The sequence below is a fragment of the Alloalcanivorax sp. C16-2 genome (assembly GCF_046507615.1).
Taxonomy (GTDB): Bacteria; Pseudomonadota; Gammaproteobacteria; order Pseudomonadales; family Alcanivoracaceae; genus Alloalcanivorax; species Alloalcanivorax marinus_A.
The window spans coordinates 596,456-618,760 of sequence record NZ_JBKFTL010000002.1 but is presented as its reverse complement, the minus strand read 5'-3'; the positions used below and the strand labels follow the sequence as shown (position 1 = coordinate 618,760).

Sequence of the window (22,305 nt, the reverse complement as noted above, 5' to 3'; positions counted from 1 at the left end):
AACCGGAGCCCACGACAACGACAGGGAGTGACGTATGACCTTGAAACAACGCTTCGCGGCCGTTCTGGCGCTGTGTCTGCTGGGCCTGGCCGGCCTGGCGCAGGCGGCCCAGGACCCCCGCGAGCTGGTGCAGGACACGGTGGAGCGCATGACCACCTTGATCGACGAAAATCGCCAGCGCTTGAATCAGGAGCCGGAGTACGCCCGTGAACTGGTGCGTGAAGAACTGGTGCCACTGGTGGATTTCAAGCGCATCACCCGGATGGTGATGGGCGATTATTTCAACGACGCCAGCCGCGAACAGAAATACCGCTTCCTGGACGTGTTCAAGAACAGCCTGATCAACACCTATGCCTCCGGGGTGACCATGTACCAGGGGCAGAAGATCGAGGTGTTGCCGCTGCGCGAGGAAGACCGCAAGGGTAATTATGCCCGGGTGCGCGTGCAGGGCACCACCAAGGACGGCAAGGTGATCCCGGTCTACTTCACGCTGTTCCAGAGTGGTGATGACTGGAAAGTGATCAATGTGTTCGTCAACGGGCTGGATCTGCGCGCCGTCTATCAGGCGCAGTTCGCCCAGTCCATGCAGCAGTACGGCGACATGGACCAGGCCATCGACAACTGGTCGGCGGAAAACGCCGACGTGGAAGAAAAAGTGAACGTGGAAGGCGCTCCCCAAGGCGGCCAGTAACGCCCCGTTCCCGGGGCCGGCCACCGTCGGCCCCGCATGACAAGCCCGCCGGCCCTCGCGTATCATTCGCCGTTCAGTATTGTAAGGAGCGACCATGAACCCGGAAGACGTGAAGGCGCTGGTGGAAGCCGGCTTCGATGGCGCCGACGTGGCCGTGGAAGGGGAGGGCGACCGCTTCCTGATCCGCGTGATATCCGATGCCTTCGAAGGCCTGCTGCCGGTCAAGCGGCAGCAGTTGATCTACGCCTGCATCGACGATCACCTCAAGGACAACAGCATTCACGCCGTGTCCCTCAAAACCTTCACCCGCGCCGAGTGGGACAAGGCCCAGAAGATGGGCATCGCCTGACCGCCAGGCCCTGAGAGAGCGTTCCATGGACAAACTGATCATCACCGGTGGCAAACGCCTGGACGGCGAAATCCGCATTTCCGGTTCCAAGAACTCGTCGTTGCCGATTCTGGCCGCCACCTTGCTGGCGGGCGAGCCGGTGACGGTGGGCAACCTGCCGCACTTGCAGGACGTGACCACCCTGATCGAGTTGCTCGGCCGCATGGGCGTGCACGTGGTGATCGACGACCGCCTCAACGTGGAGGTGGACCCGACCTGCATCGAGGACCTCACCGCGCCCTATGAGCTGGTGAAGACCATGCGCGCTTCGATTCTGGTGCTGGGGCCGTTGCTGGCCCACTTCGGTCGTGCCTCGGTGTCGCTGCCCGGTGGCTGTGCCATCGGCTCGCGACCGGTGGATATCCACCTGCGCGGCCTGGAGGCCATGGGCGCCGACATCGAGGTGACCAACGGCTATGTGCACGCCAGCGTGGACGGTCGCCTCAAGGGCGCTCGCATCGTCATGGACACGGTCACAGTAACCGGCACCGAGAACCTGCTGATGGCCGCCGCCCTGGCCGATGGCACCACCATCCTGGAGAACGCCGCCCGGGAACCGGAAGTGGTGGATCTGGCCAACTTCATCAATGCCATGGGCGGCAAGGTGCGTGATGCCGGTAAGGACACCATCATCGTGGAAGGCGTGCCCAAGCTGGGCGGCTGCCACCATGACGTGATCTCCGACCGCATCGAGACCGGTACCTATCTGATCGCCGCGGCCATCACCGGCGGGCGCATCAAATGCAAGGACACCGATCCGAGCCTGCTGGACGCGGTGCTTCAGAAACTGGAGGAAGCCGGCGCCCGCATCGAGACCGGCGACAACTGGATCAGCCTGGACATGGAAGGCCGCCGGCCCAAGGCGGTGAGCTTGCGCACCGCGCCGTATCCGGCCATGCCCACTGACATGCAGGCCCAGTTCATGGCGCTCAATATCATCGCCGAGGGCACCGGCACCATCGTCGAGACGGTGTTCGAGAACCGCTTCATGCACGTGCAGGAAATGAACCGCATGGGCGCCGACATCGAGGTGCAGGGCAACACCGCCATCTGCCGTGGCGTGGAAAGCCTTACCGGCGCGCCGGTGATGGCCACCGACCTGCGCGCCTCGGCGTCCCTGGTGATCGCTGGCCTGGCGGCCGAGGGCGACACCACCGTGGACCGCATCTACCACATTGACCGTGGTTACGAGTGCATCGAGGAAAAACTGCAATCCCTGGGCGCGACCATCCGTCGCGTGCCGGGCCGATAAGAGCGCGAACCCCTGAACATGGCTACCACACCCCTGACCATCGCCCTCTCCAAGGGGCGCATCCTCAAGGACACGCTGCCTCTGCTCAAGGAGGCGGGCATCGAGCTGCTGGAGGACCCGTCCGCCTCCCGCAAGCTGATCTTCGACACCACCCGGGACGATGTACGCATCATCGTGATCCGCGCCACCGACGTGCCGCCCTATGTGCAGCACGGTGGCGCCGACCTGGGCGTGGCCGGCAAGGACGTGCTCATGGAGCACGGCGCCGAGGGCCTGTTCGAGCCCCTGGATCTGGAAATCGCCCGCTGCAAGCTGATGGTGGCCGCGCTCAAGGATGCGCCGCCGGTAAGTGGCCGGGTGCGGGTGGCCACCAAGTTCGTCAACGTGGCGCGCTCCTACTTCGCCCGCCAGGGCAAGCAGGCCGAGATCATCAAGCTGTACGGGGCCATGGAACTGGCGCCCCTGGTGGGCCTGGCGGACCGCATCGTGGACATCGTCGACACCGGCAACACCCTGCGCGCCAATGGCCTGGAGCCCACCGAGACCATCGCCGACGATATTTCGTCCCGGGTGGTGGTCAACCGGGCCAGCATGAAGACTCGTCACGCGGACATTCAGGGTATTCTGGATAAACTGGAACAAGCGGTAGCGAAACGACGGACCCCGGCATGAAAACGACCCGCCTCGACACCCGTGACAGTGATTTCAGCGAACGCCTGAGCGCGCTCACCGCCTGGAGCGAAGAGCGTGACGAAGAGGTGGGCGAGCGAGTGCGCGCCATCCTCCGCGACGTGGCCAAACGTGGCGACGCCGCTGTGGTGGAATACACCAACCGCTTTGATCGCCGCCAGGCCGGTTCCATGGCCGATCTGACCGTGGAGCGCGACGAACTGGAGGCGGCACTGGCGCGTCTGCCCGCCGAGCAACGCCAGGCCCTGGAAGCCGCCGCCGAGCGGGTGCGCGACTACCACGAGCGTCAGAAGCAGGAGTCCTGGAGCTACCGGGATGCCGATGGCACCCTGCTGGGCCAGCAGGTCACCGCCCTGGACCGGGCCGGCATCTACGTGCCCGGCGGCAAGGCCGCCTACCCCAGCTCGGTGCTGATGAACGCGCTGCCCGCCCACGTGGCCGGGGTTGGCGAAATCGTCATGGTCAGCCCGGCGCCGGATGGCGAACTGGACGACATGGTGCTGGCCGCCGCCGCCGTGGCCGGCGTCGAGCGCTTCTTCACCGTGGGCGGCGCCCAGGCGGTGGCGGCCCTCGCCTTTGGCACCGAATCGATTCCGGCGGTGGACAAGATTGTCGGTCCGGGCAACATCTATGTGGCCGAGGCCAAGCGTCAGGTGTTCGGCAAGGTGGGCATCGACATGATTGCCGGGCCTTCCGAGATACTGGTGGTGTGCGACGGCCACACCGATCCGGAGTGGATCGCCATGGACCTGTTTTCCCAGGCGGAGCATGACGAGGAAGCCCAGGCGATTCTGGTCAGCCCGGATGCCGATTTCCTGGAGCGGGTGGCCGAGGCCATGGAGCGCCTGGCCCCGACTCTGGAGCGCGAGGCCATCATTCGCACCTCCATGGCCAACCGGGGGGCGCTGATCCAGGCCCGGGACCTGGACGACGCCTTCGAGGTGGTTAACCGGATCAGCCCGGAGCACCTGGAGTTGTCCATGGACGACGCCGGTCGCTGGGCGAAAAAAGTGCGCCACGCCGGCGCCATCTTTCTGGGCCGGCACACGCCGGAGGCGCTGGGCGATTACTGCGCCGGGCCCAACCATGTGCTGCCCACCAGCGCCACGGCGCGTTTCTCCTCGCCGCTGGGTGTCTATGATTTCCAGAAGCGCAGCTCACTGATCGGCTGCTCCCCGGAAGGCGCCAGCGCCCTGGCCGGGGTGGCGTCGGTGCTGGCCCGAGGCGAACGCCTTACCGCCCATGCCCGCAGCGCGGAACTGCGAATAAAGCGCTAGACGTCTGACGCCGGACGCCGGACGCCGGACGCTTTAATATCACAATGGTCTGATCCTATTTTGGTTTTTGGCGTCCGGCGTCCAGCGTCGGGCGTCCAGCGGAGTACCCATGAGCAAATTCTGGAGCCCGTTCGTCCGCGACCTGGAACCCTATGTGCCCGGCGAACAGCCGAAGATGGCCCGGCTGGTCAAGCTCAACACCAATGAACATCCGCTGGCGCCGTCCCCGAAGGTGATCGAGGCGATTCGCGCCGCCGCCGATGAGCGGCTGCGTCTGTACCCGGACCCGGACGCCACCGAACTGAAGGACGCCATCGCCACCTATTACGGCGTGGACACCGACCAGGTGTTTGTCGGCAACGGCTCCGACGAAGTGCTGGCGCACATCTTCTTTGGCCTGTTCAAACAGGACCGGCCGCTGCTGTTCCCGGACATCACCTACAGCTTCTACAAGGTCTACTGCGGACTCTACGACATCGACTACCGGCCGGTGTCCCTGGATGACGACCTGGCCATTGATCCGGCGGACTATTCGGCGCCTAACGGCGGCATCATTTTCCCCAACCCCAACGCCCCCACCGGCCGGCTGCTGCCGCTGGATGCCATTGAGTCCATTCTGAACGCCAATCCGGATTCCGTGGTGGTGGTGGACGAGGCTTACGTGGACTTCGGCGGCGACACCGCCATCGCCCTGGTGAACCGCTACCCCAATCTTCTGGTCACCCAGACGCTCTCCAAATCCCGTGCCCTTGCCGGCGCGCGCATCGGCTTCGCGGTGGGGGACGTCGCCCTGATCGAAGGCCTGGAGCGCATCAAGAACAGCTTCAACTCTTATCCGCTGGACCGGCTGGCCATTGCCGCCGGGAAGGCCGCCTTCGAGGATGAAGACTGGTTCCAGCGCGGCCGGGAACTGGTGATCGAGGAACGGGAAACCCTGCGTCGCGCCCTGGATGGCCTCGGTTTCGAAGTGCTGCCCTCGGCGGCCAACTTCCTGTTCTGCCGCCATCCCGGACATGCCGGCGCCAAGCTGGCCGGGGCTCTGCGAGAGCAGGGCATCATCGTGCGCCATTTCGGCAAACCGGAGCGCATTCAGGACTACCTGCGCATTACCGTCGGCCGCCCGGACCAGAACCGGGCTTTGCTGGAAGCCCTGCAACAGTTCCTCTAGGCGGCGCTGCCCCCTTGCCTTCCGGAGTGCTGCCTGGTCGGTGGTCGCGGTGGCTGGCTTATTCTAATCTCGGCTATCAACAACGTGACTCAGGATGAGAACCATGAGCCTGCCCCGCGCTCTGATCCTGGCCCTGCTCGGGCCCTCCGCCCAGGCCTTGGCCGCCACCTATCCGGTTTCCCCGCCCGTCACCGAGGTGGTTCTGTTCCCGTCCCAGGCGGAGGTGTCCCGTTCGGTGGCCCGGGACCTGCCCGCCGGCGACCATCAATTCGTGATCGGCGATCTGCCAGAACTGGACCTGGACAACCTGCGCGTCGAGGTGGAGGGGGCGACCCTGGAGGGCGTGCGCGAGCGCCGCGCCAGTGAAGCGGAGGACGTGTCCCGGCGCCGGCAGGCGCTGGACGATGAAATCGCTGCGTTGCAGCGGCGTCTGTCCGAGGCGGACGCCGCCGACGCGCTGGATCGGCAGCAGATCGAGCGGTTGCAGTCGTTGTTCGGGCAGGCGCCCCAGGGCCAGGCGTTGTTCTCCGAGGTGCCGGTGGATCAGTGGTCGCGGGCCTGGAAGCAGCTGGGGGACGCGGTGACGGCACGGCAGACGGCGATCAATGAACGTGCCGCCCGGCGCCCGGACATGGAGCGGGAATTGCGGGCCTTGCAGGATCAGCGTGCTCAACTGGGACAGGCTCAGCAGGCGCGCCGGGAGCTGGTGCTGGATGTGAACGCGCCGGCGGCCACCACCGCCCACGTCACCTTGCACTATTTCACCGGCTCGGCCGGTTGGGGCAATCGCCTGCAGGTGAATCTGCACAGTGACGAACGGCAGGTGGCCCTGGCGGCGGTGGCCGAAATCGAAAACCGCACCGGCGAGGACTGGCGCGACGTGCGCGCCACCTTGGGTCTGCTGCCCGCCGGCTACCGGGCGGTGCCCGAGCCTTCGCCGTGGATCGTCGGTCTGGCCAAGGCCGGGCAGGGCGGCCTGGCCAGCCGGAACTTCAGCGCCGAGCCGGCCATGGAACTGCTGGACGCGGCGCCGCGCAAAGCGGTATCGGCGCCGGCGCCCATGCCGGTGGCGCATGGAGTGGATATGCGGGTGCCGTTGGATACGCCGTTGACCCTGGCCAGCGACGGGTCCAGCGCCCGGGTGACCTACCGGCGGGCGACATTGCCGGTGACGCTGACCCGCGAGAGCTACCTGTGGCAACAACCGGCGGTGCTGCTGGTGGGGGAATGGCGTAATGATGGCGGCGTGCCCTGGCTCGGTGGCGAGGTGTCATTGTCCCGGGACGGGCAGCGGCTGACCCGCTACCGGCGCACCGCGGCGATCCAGATCGGTGAGCGGGTGCGGATGAGTTTCGGCGACGATCCTCGGCTGCGGGTCAAGGTGGTGGAACAACCGGCCAGCCATGGTGAAACCGGCCTGATCAACAAGGAGAAGACGCTGGCGGTGAGCCGCACGGTGACGCTGTCCAGCGGCTATGCGCATCCGGTCGAGGTGCAACTGTATGACCGCCGGCCGGTGGCCAGTGACGAACGTATCGAGGTGGAGGCCACCGGAGCGGCCCCTGACCGTTCCGGGGTGCGTGATATCCAGGGGCTGGTGGCCTGGGACCGCGAGGTGGAAGGCGGCGGCGAGTTGAACATCGAGCACGGCTACCGCTTGCGTTACCCCACCGATATGACCCTGACCGGCATCCCCGGCGGTCGCTGAAACGCGGCCTAGCGGGATGCCGGCGGGCGGGTGCCGATGGTGACGTCCAGATCCAGTGGCTGCTGGTTGCGCATCACGTTCAGGGTCAGGGTGGTGCCGGGTTCGGTGCCGGCGATGCGGTTCATCGCTTCGTAGGCATCGTCCATGGTTTCGCCGTTGATGCCGACCAGCACATCCTCCGCCTGCAGGCCGGCCTTCTGCGCCGGGCTGCCGGACACCACCTCGGTGACCACGCCACCAATCACGTCCTGAAGGCCGAAGGTTTCCGCCAGGGTGGGGTTGATGTCCTGCACGGTGACGCCGAGGAAGCCCCGGATCACCCGGCCGTGCTCGATCAGGTCGCTCATCACCTCGCGGGCGATGGAAGCGGGGGTGGCGAAGCCGATGCCCTGCCAACTGCCGTCCTGGGACAGGATGGCGGTGTTGATGCCGATCAGGTGGCCTCGTGTGTCCACCAGGGCGCCGCCGGAGTTGCCCCGGTTGATGGCGGCGTCGGTCTGGATGAAGTTCTCGAAGGTGGCGATGCCCAGATGGGTGCGGCCGGTGGCGCTGACGATGCCCATGGACACGGTCTGGCCCACGCCCAGGGGGTTGCCGATGGCCAGCACCACGTCACCCACCTTCACCGGCTGCGGGCCGTTCAGGTCGATCACCGGCGGGTTTTCCACGGCGATCTGCAGCAGTGCCAGGTCGGTTTCCGGGTCGGTGCCCACCACCCTGGCCGGGGCATCGCGGCCATCGCGCAGGGCCACCAGAATCTCGTCGGCGTCGCGGATCACATGATAGCTGGTGAGCACATAGCCCTCCGGCGACACGATCACCCCGGAACCCAGGCTGGCCAGTGCCCGCTCCCGCCGCGGCCGCTCCATGAAGCGGTTGAACAGCGGGTCGTCGCTGACGCTGTCGCCACGGGTGACGATCTGGGTGGTGTAGACGTTGACCACCGCCGGCGCCGCCCGCTGCACGGCGCTGGCGTAGCTGTCGGCGGTGGGCGCGGCGCGCGCTATCTCGCCGTCGTCGGGGCGTGATCCGGGCCCCTGTTCATACCACCACAGCACGGCCAGGCCCACGGCCAGGCCGGCCACCACCGGCAATGCCAGAAAGCGGATCAGTTTCACCACTGAGTTTGCCCCCGCGAATCATGTAAACTGCGCGCAATGGTAGCAGATCAACAGGGAAACACGCCCATGCTGAAACGCGATCACCTGCTCGGCCTGCTTGATGACGAGCTGCAGACCCACCGGTTCCGTGATTACTGCCCCAATGGCCTGCAGGTGGAAGGCCGCGAGCAGGTTCGGCGGCTGGTCACCGGCGTGACCGCCTGTCAGGCGCTGATCGACGCCGCCATCGTCGAGGAGGCGGATGCCATTCTCGTGCACCACGGCTACTTCTGGAAAAACGAGGATCAGCGCGTGCGCGGCATGAAGAAGCAGCGCCTGCAAAGCCTGCTGCGCCACGATATCAGCCTGTTCGCCTATCATTTGCCGCTGGATGCGCATCCGCAAATGGGCAACAATGCCCAGCTGGCGCGGCGGCTGGGGCTGCACGTGGAGGGTGGTCTGGAGCCGGGCAACCCGTTGTCGATTGGCAATGTGGGGCGGCTGGACGAGCCCATGAGCGCCGAGGATTTCGCCGCCCATGTGGAGGCGGTGCTCGGCCGCGAGGCCCTGCACATCGGTGACAGCCAGGACGAAATCGAAACCCTGGCCTGGTGCACCGGCGCTGCCCAGGGGTTTATTGAACAGGCCCGGGCGCTGGGGGTGGATGCCTACCTCAGCGGCGAGATTTCCGAGCCCACCACGCATTTCGCCCGCGAGACCGGTATTCACTATTTCGCCTGCGGCCACCACGCCACGGAGCGTTACGGCGTGCAGGCGGTGGGCGAATGGCTCGCCAACGAGCACGGGCTGGAGCACATCTTCATCGATATCGACAACCCGGTGTAGTCAAGAAGCGGTCGCCGTGACCCGGCGCGCCGACGGTCAGGAATTCCATGAACATCACTGTCATTTTCAACCCTACCGCCGGTGGCGGCAGGGCCAAACGCCTGCGTCATTTCGTGCGGGCGCTGGAACAGGGCGGTGCCCGGGTGCGCCTGTATCACACCCGGGCTCCCGGTGATGCCACCCGTTATCTGCGGGCGCTCGATAACCCGGGGGAATGCGTGGTCGCCGCCGGCGGCGACGGTACCATCAACGATGTCATCAACGGCCTGCGCCCGGGTGTGGCGCTGGCCTTGTTTCCGCTCGGCACCGCCAATGTGCTGGCCCGGGAGCTGGCCATTCCGCGCCAGCCGGAGGCCGCCGCCCGGGTGGTGCTGGAAGGGCGACCGCAGACCGTCACCCCGGCGCTGCTCAACGGCCGACGCTTTCTGGTCATGGCCGGGGTGGGCTACGACGCCTGGGTGGTGGATCAGGTGGACCTGATTTCCAAGCGCCGCATCGGCAAGCTGGCTTATCTGGTCAGCATGGTCCGTCAGTTGTTCCGCTACGGCGAGGTGCGTTTCCGGGTCACCGTGGACGGCCGGCCCCTGGACTGTTTCTCGGCGGTGATCAGCAACGGCCGTTACTACGGCGGGGGCTTCGTGCTCAGCCGGCAGGCCAGCCTGGCCCGGCGCAGTGTTCAGGTGCTGTTGTTCCAGCGTCCGGGCGTGCTGTTCCTGCTGCGTTGTCTGGCGGCGCTGGCGCTCGGGCGTCTGGAGCAGGTGGACGGCGTGGCCTCGCTGAGCGCCGAGCGGGTGACGATCAGCGCTCCGGGCCTGGAACCGGTACAGACTGACGGTGATCCGGCCGGCTGGCTGCCCGCCGAGATCGGCCTGGAGCCCGAGCCGGTAACGGTGATGGTGCCCCGGGGCTGAAACCGCTCTGCCGCGGCCCCGAGGCATAAGACCCAAACGGAAAGTTCTTAGCATCGGTGGAGGGTGTCATGGCTTGGCCGCTATAATCCGCCGCCATAACAGCCAATCCGACCTTAAGGGAGTGAACATGTCGCAACTGGTGAAACCTCACGGCAGCGATACGCTGAACATTCTGCTGCTGGACGGCGCCGAGCGGGAGCAGGCGCTGGCCGCCGCCCGGGATCTGCCTCGCATTACCCTCAGTTCCCGGGAACGCGGGGACCTGATCATGCTCGGCATCGGCGGCTTCACTCCCCTGGACGGCTTCATGGGCAAGGCCGATTGGCAGAGCGTGTGCGATAACATGGCCCTGGCCAACGGCGTGTTCTGGCCGATCCCGATCACCCTTTCCACCGATGCCGCCACCGCCGACGGTCTCGCCGAGGGCGTGGAAGTGGCGCTGGTGGATGAGGACGGCGACATCATGGGCTCCATGACGGTCACCGAGAAGTACGCCATCGACAAGGCCCACGAGTGCCAGCAGGTGTTCAAGACCACCGATGAGGAGCACCCGGGCGTGAAAATGGTCATGGCCCAGGGTGACGTGAACCTGGCCGGGCCGGTGAAGGTGTTCAGCCAGGGCGATTTCCCGGAGAAGTACGCGGGCATCTACATGACCCCGGCCGAAACCCGGGCCATGTTCGAGGAACGTGGCTGGAAAACCGTGGCCGCCTTCCAGACCCGTAACCCCATGCACCGCTCTCACGAGCACCTGGCCAAGATCGCCATCGAAATCTGTGACGGCGTGCTGGTGCATTCCCTGCTCGGCAACCTGAAGCCCGGCGATATCCCCGCCGAGGTGCGCCAGACCGCGATCAAGACGCTGATCGACAACTATTTCGTGGACAATACCGTGGTGCAATCCGGCTATCCGCTGGACATGCGTTACGCTGGCCCCCGCGAGGCATTGCTGCACGCCCTGTTCCGTCAGAACTACGGCTGCTCCCACCTGATCGTGGGCCGTGACCACGCCGGCGTGGGCGATTACTACGGCCCGTTCGACGCCCACCACATCTTCGACGAAATCCCGGACGACGCGCTGATCACCCAGCCGCTCAAGATCGACTGGACCTTCTGGTGCGACAAGTGCGGCACCATGGCCAGCATGCGCACCTGCCCGCACACCGCCGAGGACCGTGTTCTGGTCAGCGGTACCAAGCTGCGCAAGCTGCTCAGCGAAGGCGGCGACGTGCCGGACAACTTCAGCCGTCCGGAGGTGCTGGCGGTGCTGCGTGAGTACTACGAAGGCCTGCAGGACCACGAAAAGGTGAAGGTGGAACTCAAGGGCCACTCGGCGCGCTGATCCGCTCCGCCGCGTACAAAAAACCCGGGCCAGGCCCGGGTTTTTTTATGGCGCCGACGCGCTCAGCGCGGGCGGTCGCTTTCGTCGTTGTCATCACGCACATCGGCGTAATCGCGGGGCGGCTCAACCACCGTATCCGGCGTGTCCACGCCCATTTCCACCGGGCTGAACGGCCCGTCCGCCTGTTTCTGCAAACCGAAGTCCTCGGACAGGGTGCCCTGCGCCTTGGGGGCGTAGTCGAGCGGTTGGGACAGCGGGGTCTCCGGCTCATGGGCGGCGTCAAGGTTCTTGGCGGCGGCTTTCTTTCGGCCGGATTCGCTGCACAGGGTCTGCGCGCCCCGGGACAGATGCTGATGCACGGACCGGTAGGTCTGGGTCAGCTCATTGACCAGATCGGCGGTTTCCAGGAAATGATGGTCCACCTGATCGCGATAGTGGTTGAGGGCGTTGCGGGCCTCGTCACGTTCGCGAATCAGCTGGCTGCCCTGGCGGCGCGCGGGCATCAGCCAGTAGAGCAGGCCGGCGCCCAGAATCAGCCCGGCGAGAAAGGTGAGCAGGTGGGTTGTCAGCGTATCCATGTCATACTCCTCAAGCAGCCACATTGCAGCACAGACCCGTGGCCGCGCCAAGCGAACCGCAGAGTAAATTGTATCGGGAGGAAACATGAGCCGTGACCGCCTGGCCCTGGAGGGCCCGGAAGGCACTCTGGAGGCCGCGCTCGAAGGCGACACCGAGGCGCCGCGTTTTATCGCCATCGTCTGCCATCCGCATCCACTGTTCGGTGGCACCATGGACAACAAGGTGGTCACCACCCTGAGCCGCGCCGCCCGCGACGCCGGCGCCGCCGTCCTGCGCTTTAATTTTCGCGGTGTTGGCAACAGCCAGGGTGCCTTCAGCGACGGCATCGGTGAAACCGAGGACCTGATCGCCGTGCACAACTGGCTGACCCGCGAATTTCCGGACAAGCCGCTGTGGCTGGCCGGGTTCTCGTTCGGCAGCTTCGTGGCCGCCCGTGGCGCCGAGGTGCTGGCCGCCAATGGCCAGGCCCCCCGGTCCTTGATGCTGGTGGCGCCGCCGGTGCATCACTTCGACTTCGAGGGGCTGGAGAACGTGGGCTGCCCGGTCACCGTGGTGCAGGGCGAGGATGACGAGGTGGTGCCCGCGGAACAGGTCTTCCGCTGGGCCGGCGACACCGTCCTGGCGCCGGACCTGATCCGCTTTCCGGACAGCGGGCATTTCTTCCATGGCAAGCTGGTGGATCTCAAGGAAGTGGCGGCGTCGCGGATGCCCTGAACCGGCCCGTCCGCCGGATCGCTTACCCGGGCCCTTGTTGTCAGGCCGCTTACGGAACGCTACATTGACCCGCCGTTCACCACCGTCGGACACCATGACGCCTCTCGAGAAATACCAGGCCGACCTGAAACGCCCCGAGTTCGTGCGCGACCCCGCCCAGGAACAAGCGGTGCGCGCTCTGGACCACCTGCATGGCAGGCTGTGCCAGGCCCGGGCACCGGCGGGCCTGCTGGCGAAACTGCGCAAGCAGAAGCGCAAGCCCGAGAAGGGGTTGTACATGTGGGGCGGGGTGGGGCGCGGCAAGACCTACCTGATGGATGTGTTCTTCGAATGTCTGCCGTTCGAAGACAAGCGCCGCATGCACTTCCATCGCTTCATGCAGAAAGTGCACCGCCAGATGCGCGAGCGCCAGGGTGAGAAAAACCCGCTCACCAGCATCGCCCGGGAATTCGCGGCCCGTTACCGGGTGCTCTGCTTTGACGAGTTCTTCGTCACCGACATCACCGACGCCATGATTCTGGCGACCCTGATGCAGACCCTGTTCGACGAGGGCGTGACCCTGGTGGCCACCTCCAATATCGAGCCGGACGGGCTCTACAAGGACGGTCTGCAGCGGGCCCGGTTCTTGCCCGCCATAGAGCTGATCAAGCTGCACACCAAGGTGATGAACGTGGACGGCGGCAAGGACTACCGGCTGCGTTTGCTGGAACAGGCGGAACTGTTCCACTGCCCGCTGGGCGCGGAGGCGGACCGGTTCATGGAGGAGCGTTTCGCGGCGCTGGCCTCGGAGCATGGTCGTCACCGGGAGCAGGGCAACATCCTGGTGGAAGGGCGCAAGATCGCCACGGTGAAATCCGCCGACGACGTGGTCTGGTTTGATTTTCCTGCGGTCTGCGACGGCCCCCGCAGCCAGAACGACTACATTGAGATCGCCCGTGAGTTCCAGACCGTGTTGATCTCCAATGTGGAACGCATGGGCGCCGGCACCGACGACCGGGCGCGCCGTTTCATCAACCTGGTGGACGAGTTCTACGATCGTGGCGTGAAGCTGGTGATCACCGCGGAAACCCCCATCGAGGATCTCTACGCCGGCGGCCGGCTGGATTTCGAGTTCGAGCGCACCCGCTCGCGCTTGCTGGAGATGCAGTCCCAGGAATACCTGGCCCGCGAACATCTGGCCTGAGCGGTTTGGTCATTGCCCCCGAATTCTCCGGGTTAGACACTCTGTTTCCCGTTATACACAACCCGGAGACTGCCATGATCCCGCGTACGCTGTTCAATTCCGACCACGAGGCGCTTCGCGATACCGTCCGTCGCTTCCTGGAAAACGAAGCCGTGCCCCATCACGAGCAATGGGAGCAGAGCGGCCAGGTGCCCAAGGAACTGTGGCGCAAGGCCGGTGAACAGGGCTTCCTGTGCCCCATGGTCAGCGAGGCGTACGGTGGCCTCGGCGCCGATTTCCTGTACAGCGTGGTGGTCAGCGAGGAAATCTCCCGGGCCGGCCTCACCGGCATCGGCTGGGGCCTGCACACCGAGATCGTGGCCCCCTACATCGAACATTACGGCTCCGAGGCTCTCAAGCAGAAGTACCTGCCGAAGATGGTCACCGGCGAGATGATCGGCGCCATCGCCATGAGCGAACCCGGCGCCGGCTCCGACCTGCAGGGCGTCAAGACCACCGCCGTCAAGGACGGAGACCACTACATCCTCAACGGTTCCAAGACCTTTATCACCAACGGTCAGAACGCCGATTTGGTGATCGTGGTGGCCAAGACCGATCCCTCCAAGGGGGCCAAGGGCACCAGTCTGATCATCGTCGAGGAGGGCATGGAAGGCTTCGAGAAAGGCAAAAATCTGAAGAAAGTGGGCATGAAGGCCCAGGATACCTCGGAGCTGTTCTTCCAGGACGTCAAAATCCCCGCCGAGAACCTGATCGGGCAGGAAGGCATGGGGTTCATTTATCTTATGCAGGAGCTGCCCCAGGAGCGTCTGGGCATCGCCATCAACGGCCTGGCCATGGCGGAAAGCGCCTTCCAGCACACCCTGGACTACGTTAAGGAACGCAAGGCCTTCGGCCAACCCATCGCCGGCTTCCAGAACACCCAGTTCAAACTGGCCGAGATGCGTACCAAGCTGGATGTGGCCCGTGCCTACGTGGACCGTTGCCTGGAACTGCACCTTAAGAAAGAGCTGGATATCCCCACCGCCGCCGGCGCCAAGTACTGGGTCACCGATCTGCAGTGCGAGATCATCGACGAGTGCGTGCAGCTGCATGGCGGCTACGGCTACATGTGGGAATACCCGATCGCCCGCATGTTCGCCGATGCCCGCGTGCAACGTATCTATGGCGGCACCAACGAAATCATGAAGACCATCATCGCCCGGGCCCTGCTCGGCGGCTGAGCCTCCCCCCGATGCCCTGAAAAGGCGACCGGCCGGTCGCCTTTTGCAGGCCGAAAAACGTCCAGTTTTACATTCCTCACCTTCTCCGCCCCGGCTTGCGAGTTTATTCTTAGCCGGTCGGTGTATACCCCGGCATTTTGCCGTGCCCGGACCAGCGTGGACGAAGCGGTCCGGCCACTTCCGGCTCGATACGATGGAGAAAAACATGATGAAAATAAGAGGCACATTGCTCGCGACTTCCGTGCTGTCCCTCGCCTCCGGCTCGGCGTTCGCCTCCGGTTTTGGCGTTTCCTACCAGTCCGTGTCCGCCATGGGTACCGCCTACGCCGGTTCCGGCGTACTCAGCGAGGACGCCACCAACCAGTGGTACAACCCGGCCACCCTGGCGGGCCTGCACGATACCCAGTTCTCCTTGGCCACCCACCAGGTCTGGATCGACACCTCCTTCAAGGCCGATGGCGCCAGTGGTCCGGGCGACTTCGAGGACGTCGAACCCTTCGTGGGCAGCGTCTTCATGGCCATGCCGTTCAACGACCGTATCACCTTCGGCCTCGGCATCAACGCGCCCTTCGGTACCAAGATCGAATACGAGGACAATTGGGGTAACGTCAACGCCGGCCCCAGCGCTCCGTTTTTCCCGACCACCGGCGACCCCTATGCCCAGACTTCCGATGTGAAGACCATCAACGTCAATCCGGCCATGGGCATTCAGGTCACCGACAATCTGCGCCTGGGCGTGGGTCTGAACTACCAGCGTATCGAAGCGGACATCGAAAACTCCGCCACCCGTCTGGAAGGCGACGATGACGCCTTCGGCTGGAACGCCGGCCTGACCTTCAGCCCCGACGACAACAACCACTTCGGCGTGGCCTACCGCTCCGAGATCAGCTACGACATCGACGGCGACATCACCTTCAAGGACGCCGCCGTGGCCGCTTCCGCCGCCGGCGCTGGCGTGCCCGCCGCCGCCATCCCCACCGTGGTCGCCGACCTGGCCGGCAAGTACTCCGGCAAAACCAGCCTGGATCTGCCCGCCGTGCTGCAGCTCTCCTACGCCGGTGATCTGACCGACCGCACCCAGCTCCTGCTGGGCGTGGAACACACCTACTGGAGCAGCCTTGACCGTCTGGTGGTGGAACACTCCGGCACCCAGACCTCCCTGGGCGGCATGGCTTCCCTGCCGAACCCCTCCATCGAGGAATTCGACTGGGATGACACCACCCGATACTCCGTCGGCCTGCGCCATACCCTGCCCAGCGATACCGTGCTGCGCTTCGGCCTGGCCAAGGAAGAGTCCACCCAGAGCAGTGACAACCGCTCCGCGATCTCTCCGGACTCCGACCGCGTCTGGGCGACCCTGGGCGCCGGCTTCCGCCCCACCGAAAACCTCAGCATCGATGTGGCCTACGCCCACATCTGGGTGGATGACGCCGACGTCTACAAAACCAGCCGTGGCGCCGTGCTCGACGGCACCTACGAACTGGACGCCAACGTGATCGGCGCGCAGCTGAACTACACTTTCTAAGCGCCGCCCGTCACGAGCCCCAACGAAAAAGGCGAACCTCCGGGTTCGCCTTTTTTGTGCCTGACCGTCCGTGGTGCCGCCCTGGTTGAGACGAAGGGCGGACCCAGGCGCTAACGATGTCGCCGCAGTTCCAATCTTCCGATCTGGTTGCGGTGTACTTCGTCGGGGCCGTCCGCCAGGCGCAGCATACGGGCGTTGGCGTAGGCTTTGGCGAGCCCGAAATCGTTGGTCACACCGCCGCCGCCGTGAGCCTGGATCGCCCAGTCGATAACGCGGGCGGCCATGTTCGGCGCGGCCACCTTGATCATGGCGATTTGCTTGCGCGCCACCTTGTTGCCGACGGTGTCCATCATATGGGCGGCGTTGAGCACCAGCAGCCGGGTCTGGTCGATGAGGATGCGGGATTCGGCGATGCGTTCCAGGGTTACGGTCTGCTCCGCCACCGGCCTGCCGAACGCAACCCGCTCCTGGGTGCGTTTGCACATTTTCTCCAGCGCCCGTTCCGCCAGCCCGATCAGACGCATGCAGTGATGGATACGGCCCGGGCCCAAGCGGCCCTGGGCGATTTCAAAGCCCCGCCCCTCGCCGAGCAGCATGTTGCTGGCGGGGACGCGTACGTTCTCGAAGCGGACCTCCCCGGTCACGTCCGGTGTGCCGGAAAAACCAAAGACCGGCAACGGGCGCACCACGGTAATGCCCGGGGTATCCCGGGGCACCAGAATCATGGATTGCTGTTTGTGGCGGTCGGGGTTATCCGGATCGGTCTTGCCCATGAAGATGAAAATCTTGCAGCGTTCGTCCGGTGATCCGGACGAAAACCATTTGCGGCCGTTGATCACGTAGTCATCGCCGTCGCGGACGATGGCGCTCTCGATGTTGGTGGCGTCGGAGGAGGCCACGTCCGGTTCGGTCATGGCGAAGCAGGAGCGGATTTCGCCGTCGAGCAAGGGCGTTAGCCATTGTTCCCTTTGCTGCGGGGTTCCATAGCGCGCCAGCACCTCCATATTGCCGGTGTCCGGCGCCGAGCAGTTGAATACTTCCGGCGCCCACATGACCCGGCCCATGATTTCGCACAGGGGCGCGTACTCGAAATTGGTGAGGCCGGCGCCGTATTCCGACTCCGGCAGGAACAGGTTCCACAGGCCGGCGGCGCGGGCTTTTGGCTTCAGTTCCTCAACCACCCGCGGCCAGTAGTTGCCGGCGGCCAGTTCCTGCTCATAGCGGGCCTCGTTGGGATGGATATGTTCGTCCATGAAGGCATTGAGTCGGGCGATGAGTTTCTGGGTTTTTTCCGGGTAGGTGAAATCCATGGTGGTTCTCAGCAGGGTTCGGTTTCAGGGTGGGGGAGGCGCTCGCGCAGGGTGGTCTTCATCACTTTGCCGTTGGCGTTGCGCGGTAACGGTTCGGCTTGCAGGTGAACAAAATCGAGGACTTTGTAGTCAGCCAGGCGGTCGGCGCAAAAACGGCGCAGCGTGTCAGCATCGAGGTTGTTCTCCCGGCTGCAGACCACCGCCAGAATTTTTTCGCCGAGTACCGGATCGGGCACGCCGATCACCGCGCACTCGGCAACGTCGGGGTGATAGGCGATGGCGTTTTCCACCTCGATGCAGTAGATGTTGTAACCGCCACGAATAATCATGTCTTTCTTGCGGTCGAAGATGCGCACATAGCCGTCGGGGCCGATGTCACCGATGTCTCCGGAGCGCCAGTAGCCGCCGATGAAGTTCTCCGCGGTGCGCTCTGAATCCCGCCAGTAGCCGGGAATCACCACCGGCCCGGAAATCCATAACTCACCGGATACGCCCGCCGGACACTCCTGACCCTGTTCGTCCATGATGCGGATGTCCACGCAATCCAGTACCTGGCCAATACTGTCCAGGTGCTCCAGCTGGTGATCCGGGGACATGGCGGTGACGGCGGTGCTGGTTTCGGTGGCGCCGTAGGCGTTCATCAACCGCAGATGCGGTAGCCGCTCCTGGAACTCGAGGATGGTCGATTCCGGCATCGGGGCGCCGCCAAAAGCGCCCACCCGCCAGCTGCTCAGATCCAGAACGTCGAAGTTGGCGCGCATCAGGCACAATTTGTACATGGCTGGAACCATGATGGTGCTGGTGGCGTTTTCGTTGGCGACCAGCTGGTTGAATTCGGCGGCGTCGAAGCGCGGCATGATCAGAGTGCAGCCGGCCATATGGAGCATGGTGAAGATGATTCCCATCAACCCGGTCACATGGCTGCCGGGCACGGCCAGAACGGACCGCTCCGCGAAGCGCAGGTCCATGGCCTTTTCCCACAGTTTCACGGTGTGGGCGATATTGAGGTGGGTCAGCATGGCGCCTTTGGGGCGGCCGGTGGTGCCGGAGGTGTAGAGCAGAACGGCGGTGTCCTCCTGGTCGGGGAGGGCCATGGGGGGATCGACGGCGGCACCCTCGAACAGTGCTTCGAAGGGCCGTGCGCCGGGGGCATCGCCTCCCGCCGCGAACAGGGCGGCCAGCCCCTGGGTGGCGCCCCCACGGTGCAGCCGTTCCACCAGATCGGCTTCGGCGATGGCCACCTTGGGAGTGCAGTCGGCGAAGATCAAGGCCAGCCCGGCGCCTTGTTCCCGGGCGTTCAGTGGCACCGCGATGGCCCCCAGCCAGAGCGCGCCGAACAGGGCATGCATGAAGGCCGGGCCATTACGTAGCACCAGCGCCACGCGGTCTCCCGGGCGTACGCCCAGACCATGCAGCGTGGCGGCGGCCCGGGCCGCTTGCCGTGCCAGGGCGCGATAGCTGACATGCTGTTCCTGGAAAACAAAGGCGTCACCTTCCGGGTTGTGCTCCAGAGCCGATTGCAGCATCGCCTGCACCGAGTCGGGCCGCTGGCGGAAACAGCGGATGACACGGTTGGCGAAGTGGGTCTCATAATGCGTGTCAAAGCGGTGGGTCGGGTTTTTCATGGTGTTCTCCTCAGGCCACTTCGAGCCAGTCGCGGCGAATGTCGTCCCGCGACTGCATGTCTTCGGTGGACCCGGTGAAGACAATCTGACCGTGACCCATCACCAGCACATGGCTGGCCACCCGCAGCGCCATGGTCATTTTTTGCTCCACCAGCAGCACGCCGACACCCCGTTGATGAATGTCACGAATCACATCCATCACCACCTGCACGATCATTGGCGCCAGGCCTTCGGTGGGTTCGTCGACCAGGAGTACCAATGGATTGCCGAGCAGTGAGCGGCAGATGGTGAGCATTTGCTGTTCACCGCCGGACATATGGCCGGCTTTTTGATTTCGGCGTTCGCGCAGGCGGGGGAAGTACTGGTACATATCCTCCGCTTGCCAGCGGGGGGCGCCCTCGGCGCCGGTCTGGATGCCCATCATCAGGTTTTCCTCCACGGTGAGATTGGGGAAAACCTGGCGTTCCTCGGGGACATAGCCGAGCCCGCGCCGGGCGATAAGGTGGGCCGGACGGCCGGCCAGATCCTCGTCGTTGAGCGCGACCTTGCCCTGGCTTGGTGGCACGAGTCCCATCATCGCTTTCAAGGTGGTGGAGCGCCCGGCGCCGTTGCGGCCCAGCAGTGCCACGATGCGCGGCTCCGGCATGGTGAAACGCACGCCATGCAGAATGTGGCTCTTGCCGTAGTAAGCGTGCAGCTGGTCAACGTCCAAAAGCATCAGTGTTCCTCCTCTTCGCCCAGGTACGCGCTTTGTACCTCCTGGTTGGAGCGAATCTCCTCGGGGCCGCCGGTGGCGAGAATACGGCCGTAAACCAGTACCGAGATGCGATCGCACAGGCCGAACACGACACTCATGTCATGTTCCACCATCATCAGCGTCTTTCCTTCGGTGACCTGGCGAATCAACTCCACCATGTAGGCGGTCTCGTCCCGGGACATGCCGGCGGTGGGCTCATCCAGCAGAATGACCTCGGCGCCGGTGGCCAGGGTCATGCCGATTTCCAGGGCCCGTTGTTCCGAGTAGGTGAGATCCGATGCCAGGCTGTCGGCGCGATGGTCCAGGCGGACCTGCCTCAGCAAGGCATGGGACTCTTCATTGATGGCCCGCATCGGCCTGATGCGCCGGTACAGGTTGAAGCGGATGCCGTGCCGGGCCATGACGCCGATGCGAATGTTCTCGAAGGCGCTCATGCGGCTGAATACGTTGGTGATCTGAAACGAACGGGTAAGACCGCGACGGCTGATCTGTTCCGGCTTCAGGCCGCTGATGCGTTGCCCCTGAAGATAAATGTGCCCACCACTGGGGCGGTGTTCGCCGGAAATCAGATTGAACAAAGTCGACTTGCCGGCGCCGTTGGGGCCCACCAGGGCATGCCGCTCTCCGTGTTTTATGGTGAGGTCCACGCCGCGCATGATCTCCAGGCCGCCGAAGTGTTTCCGCAAGTCGTCGATGACCAGGACGTCGGACTGCGTTTCGGTATCCATCAGCGGCCTCCTTCCATCAGTTCCGGCGTGGTGGCGATGTCGCCGTCGTCATCGCTCTCGTCGTTGTCCCACAAGGTTTGGATGCGGGCGAAGGCGCGGCGCAGCATGTATAAACCGGGTACCAATAACAGCAGCGGGAACAGCCAGGTGAGCGGATGGAAGACCCGCCATTCCAGGCCGAACACCGTGTAGGGCGCGTACTCGCCGGTGCGCGCCACCGCCGCCGCGTACTCGCGGGACAGCACGATCTCCAGGCTTTGCACCACGAACACCGTGGCGCAGGCCACCATCAAGCCTGCCAGCGTGGCGAGCGCATAGGGGGCGGCCAGACGCTTCCAGGGGAGGCTGTGCCGTTGCTCGATATGAGCCTGGATCACGCCACCGATGCCCTTGGGCGCGAACAGCATCACCAGCACGAAGATGATGCCTTGATAAAGCATCCACGAATGGGTGGCGCCGGAGACCACGAAAGTGAACAGTGAAAGGACGCAGGCGCCGACGATCGGACCGAAGAAGATGGTGGAGCCGCCGACGAAGGTATGCAGCACCACCAGGGCCGAGACCTGGGTGCTGAACACGCTGTAGTTGGCGGTTTCATTGGAGATCGCCATGAGGCTGCCGGCGACGCCGGAGAACATTGCCGAGATGCCGAACACCAGGATCTTGGTGCCGTGGGCGTTGAAGCCCATGAAGCGGATGCGCTGTTCGTTATCCCGCAAGGCCAGGGTGAGCCTTCCAAACGGCGTGCGGGTGTAGGCGTAGAGCAGTCCGATACAGATCACTACCCACGCCAGCGTCAGGTAATAAACCTCCAGGGTGGAGCCGAAAGTAAGGCCAAGGGACGGCATGCGCATGGATGACAGCCCGGCTTCACCGCCGAACATCTCATCCCAGTGCGGTGCCAGGGAATGCAGCAACTCCGCCAGAGCCAGGGTCACCAGCGCGAAATAGACGCCGGAACGCATGGTGGCGAAGAAGCCGGCCAGTACCCCGCACAGCAGGCTGACGGCGGCGCCGGCTAACGGCAGCAACACGGTGGGGAATGGAAAGTCTCCGTATTCCACCGATTGCATCAGATGGATCACGGTGAAGGCGCCGACGCCGAAGTAGGCGGCATGGCCGAAGGACAGCATGCCCCCCTGGCCCACCAGAAGATTGAAGGCGGCGGCGAACAGGGCGGCGATCAAGGCGTTGATCAGAGCGTACTGCCAGCCGGTGCCGAGCAGGGGCGGCGCGATGATCAGCAGGGCCAGCAGGGCGAGGATGGCAATCAGGGCGTATCGCATCATGG

At 64.7% G+C, this 22,305-nt stretch carries 21 protein-coding genes; 14 read left to right on the top strand and 7 right to left on the bottom strand.

Going from position 1 to position 22,305, the window contains the following annotated elements; genetic code table 11:
* Nucleotides 1–34 precede the first annotated feature (34 nt).
* From ACLD02_RS13105 to ACLD02_RS13075, 7 genes are all read left to right on the top strand, one after another.
* On the top strand, nt 35–691 hold the full coding sequence (locus ACLD02_RS13105; protein ID WP_203105264.1) for a phospholipid-binding protein MlaC: 657 nt from the start codon (nt 35–37) through the stop codon (nt 689–691).
* A gap of 94 nt (nt 692–785) precedes the next feature.
* Entirely contained in the window at nt 786–1,040 is a 255-nt protein-coding gene (locus ACLD02_RS13100; protein ID WP_161383373.1) for a BolA family protein, read from the top strand.
* 25 nt (nt 1,041–1,065) lie between these two features.
* The gene (gene murA, locus ACLD02_RS13095) at nt 1,066–2,331 is read left to right on the top strand and encodes a UDP-N-acetylglucosamine 1-carboxyvinyltransferase (protein ID WP_203105263.1); all 1,266 of its coding nucleotides are present in this window, start codon (nt 1,066–1,068) and stop codon (nt 2,329–2,331) included.
* Between the two features lie 18 nt (nt 2,332–2,349).
* Nucleotides 2,350–3,003 carry an ATP phosphoribosyltransferase gene (hisG, locus tag ACLD02_RS13090; protein ID WP_203105262.1) on the top strand — a complete coding sequence of 218 codons (654 nt, stop codon included), beginning with the start codon at nt 2,350–2,352 and terminating at the stop codon, nt 3,001–3,003.
* Nucleotides 3,000–4,298, top strand: a complete 1,299-nt coding sequence (hisD, locus tag ACLD02_RS13085; protein ID WP_410298883.1) for a histidinol dehydrogenase — start codon at nt 3,000–3,002, stop codon at nt 4,296–4,298. The genes hisG and hisD overlap by 4 nt, the downstream gene beginning before the upstream one ends.
* Before the next feature lie 109 nt (nt 4,299–4,407).
* Complete coding sequence (gene hisC / locus ACLD02_RS13080) at nt 4,408–5,466, top strand: histidinol-phosphate transaminase (RefSeq protein ID WP_203105260.1); 1,059 nt, start codon at nt 4,408–4,410, stop codon at nt 5,464–5,466.
* Nucleotides 5,467–5,569: 103 nt separating this feature from the next.
* Nucleotides 5,570–7,174, top strand: a complete 1,605-nt coding sequence (locus tag ACLD02_RS13075; RefSeq protein WP_410298882.1) for a mucoidy inhibitor MuiA family protein — start codon at nt 5,570–5,572, stop codon at nt 7,172–7,174.
* Between the two features lie 8 nt (nt 7,175–7,182).
* Here the strand turns inward: ACLD02_RS13075 and ACLD02_RS13070 are convergent, their stop codons facing one another.
* A complete protein-coding gene (locus tag ACLD02_RS13070) occupies nt 7,183–8,295 on the bottom strand; it encodes a trypsin-like peptidase domain-containing protein (protein WP_203105258.1) in 1,113 nt (370 codons plus the stop codon).
* Between the two features lie 66 nt (nt 8,296–8,361).
* On the opposite strand from ACLD02_RS13070, the gene ACLD02_RS13065 reads away from it, so the two are divergent.
* The 3 genes from ACLD02_RS13065 to sat all read left to right on the top strand — a co-directional run bounded on the left by ACLD02_RS13065 (nt 8,362) and on the right by sat (nt 11,373).
* Nucleotides 8,362–9,120 (top strand): Nif3-like dinuclear metal center hexameric protein, encoded by a 759-nt coding sequence (locus ACLD02_RS13065; RefSeq protein WP_410298881.1) that lies wholly within the window; start codon nt 8,362–8,364, stop codon nt 9,118–9,120.
* A gap of 47 nt (nt 9,121–9,167) precedes the next feature.
* The gene (locus tag ACLD02_RS13060; protein WP_203105256.1) at nt 9,168–10,031 is read left to right on the top strand and encodes a diacylglycerol/lipid kinase family protein; all 864 of its coding nucleotides are present in this window, start codon (nt 9,168–9,170) and stop codon (nt 10,029–10,031) included.
* Nucleotides 10,032–10,158: 127 nt separating this feature from the next.
* Nucleotides 10,159–11,373 carry a sulfate adenylyltransferase gene (gene sat, locus ACLD02_RS13055; RefSeq protein WP_410298880.1) on the top strand — a complete coding sequence of 405 codons (1,215 nt, stop codon included), beginning with the start codon at nt 10,159–10,161 and terminating at the stop codon, nt 11,371–11,373.
* Between the two features lie 62 nt (nt 11,374–11,435).
* Here the strand turns inward: sat and ACLD02_RS13050 are convergent, their stop codons facing one another.
* Nucleotides 11,436–11,951 carry a YhcB family protein gene (locus ACLD02_RS13050; protein ID WP_203105254.1) on the bottom strand — a complete coding sequence of 172 codons (516 nt, stop codon included), beginning with the start codon at nt 11,949–11,951 and terminating at the stop codon, nt 11,436–11,438.
* 85 nt (nt 11,952–12,036) lie between these two features.
* Here ACLD02_RS13050 and ACLD02_RS13045 point away from each other — a divergent pair, with 85 nt between their 5' ends.
* The 4 genes from ACLD02_RS13045 (at nt 12,037) to ACLD02_RS13030 (ending at nt 16,594) form a co-directional block, all read left to right on the top strand.
* A complete protein-coding gene (locus ACLD02_RS13045) occupies nt 12,037–12,666 on the top strand; it encodes an alpha/beta hydrolase (protein WP_203105253.1) in 630 nt (209 codons plus the stop codon).
* A gap of 94 nt (nt 12,667–12,760) precedes the next feature.
* On the top strand, nt 12,761–13,849 hold the full coding sequence (zapE, locus tag ACLD02_RS13040; RefSeq protein ID WP_203105385.1) for a cell division protein ZapE: 1,089 nt from the start codon (nt 12,761–12,763) through the stop codon (nt 13,847–13,849).
* A gap of 74 nt (nt 13,850–13,923) precedes the next feature.
* Nucleotides 13,924–15,069, top strand: coding sequence for an acyl-CoA dehydrogenase family protein (locus ACLD02_RS13035; protein ID WP_410298879.1), 1,146 nt, complete (start codon nt 13,924–13,926; stop codon nt 15,067–15,069).
* 205 nt (nt 15,070–15,274) lie between these two features.
* Nucleotides 15,275–16,594 (top strand): OmpP1/FadL family transporter, encoded by a 1,320-nt coding sequence (locus ACLD02_RS13030; protein ID WP_238401091.1) that lies wholly within the window; start codon nt 15,275–15,277, stop codon nt 16,592–16,594.
* Between the two features lie 110 nt (nt 16,595–16,704).
* Here the strand turns inward: ACLD02_RS13030 and ACLD02_RS13025 are convergent, their stop codons facing one another.
* The 5 genes from ACLD02_RS13025 to ACLD02_RS13005 are packed head-to-tail and all read right to left on the bottom strand — an operon-like array spanning nt 16,705 to nt 22,303.
* Entirely contained in the window at nt 16,705–17,904 is a 1,200-nt protein-coding gene (locus ACLD02_RS13025) for an acyl-CoA dehydrogenase family protein (RefSeq protein ID WP_203105251.1), read from the bottom strand.
* A gap of 8 nt (nt 17,905–17,912) precedes the next feature.
* The gene (locus tag ACLD02_RS13020; RefSeq protein WP_410298878.1) at nt 17,913–19,529 is read right to left on the bottom strand and encodes a class I adenylate-forming enzyme family protein; all 1,617 of its coding nucleotides are present in this window, start codon (nt 19,527–19,529) and stop codon (nt 17,913–17,915) included.
* Between the two features lie 10 nt (nt 19,530–19,539).
* Entirely contained in the window at nt 19,540–20,247 is a 708-nt protein-coding gene (locus ACLD02_RS13015; protein ID WP_203105249.1) for an ABC transporter ATP-binding protein, read from the bottom strand.
* Nucleotides 20,247–21,014, bottom strand: a complete 768-nt coding sequence (locus ACLD02_RS13010; protein WP_203105248.1) for an ABC transporter ATP-binding protein — start codon at nt 21,012–21,014, stop codon at nt 20,247–20,249. Before ACLD02_RS13010 ends, ACLD02_RS13015 begins: the two co-directional genes overlap by 1 nt.
* Nucleotides 21,014–22,303 (bottom strand): branched-chain amino acid ABC transporter permease, encoded by a 1,290-nt coding sequence (locus ACLD02_RS13005; protein ID WP_410298877.1) that lies wholly within the window; start codon nt 22,301–22,303, stop codon nt 21,014–21,016. Before ACLD02_RS13005 ends, ACLD02_RS13010 begins: the two co-directional genes overlap by 1 nt.
* Nucleotides 22,304–22,305: the final 2 nt, after the last annotated feature.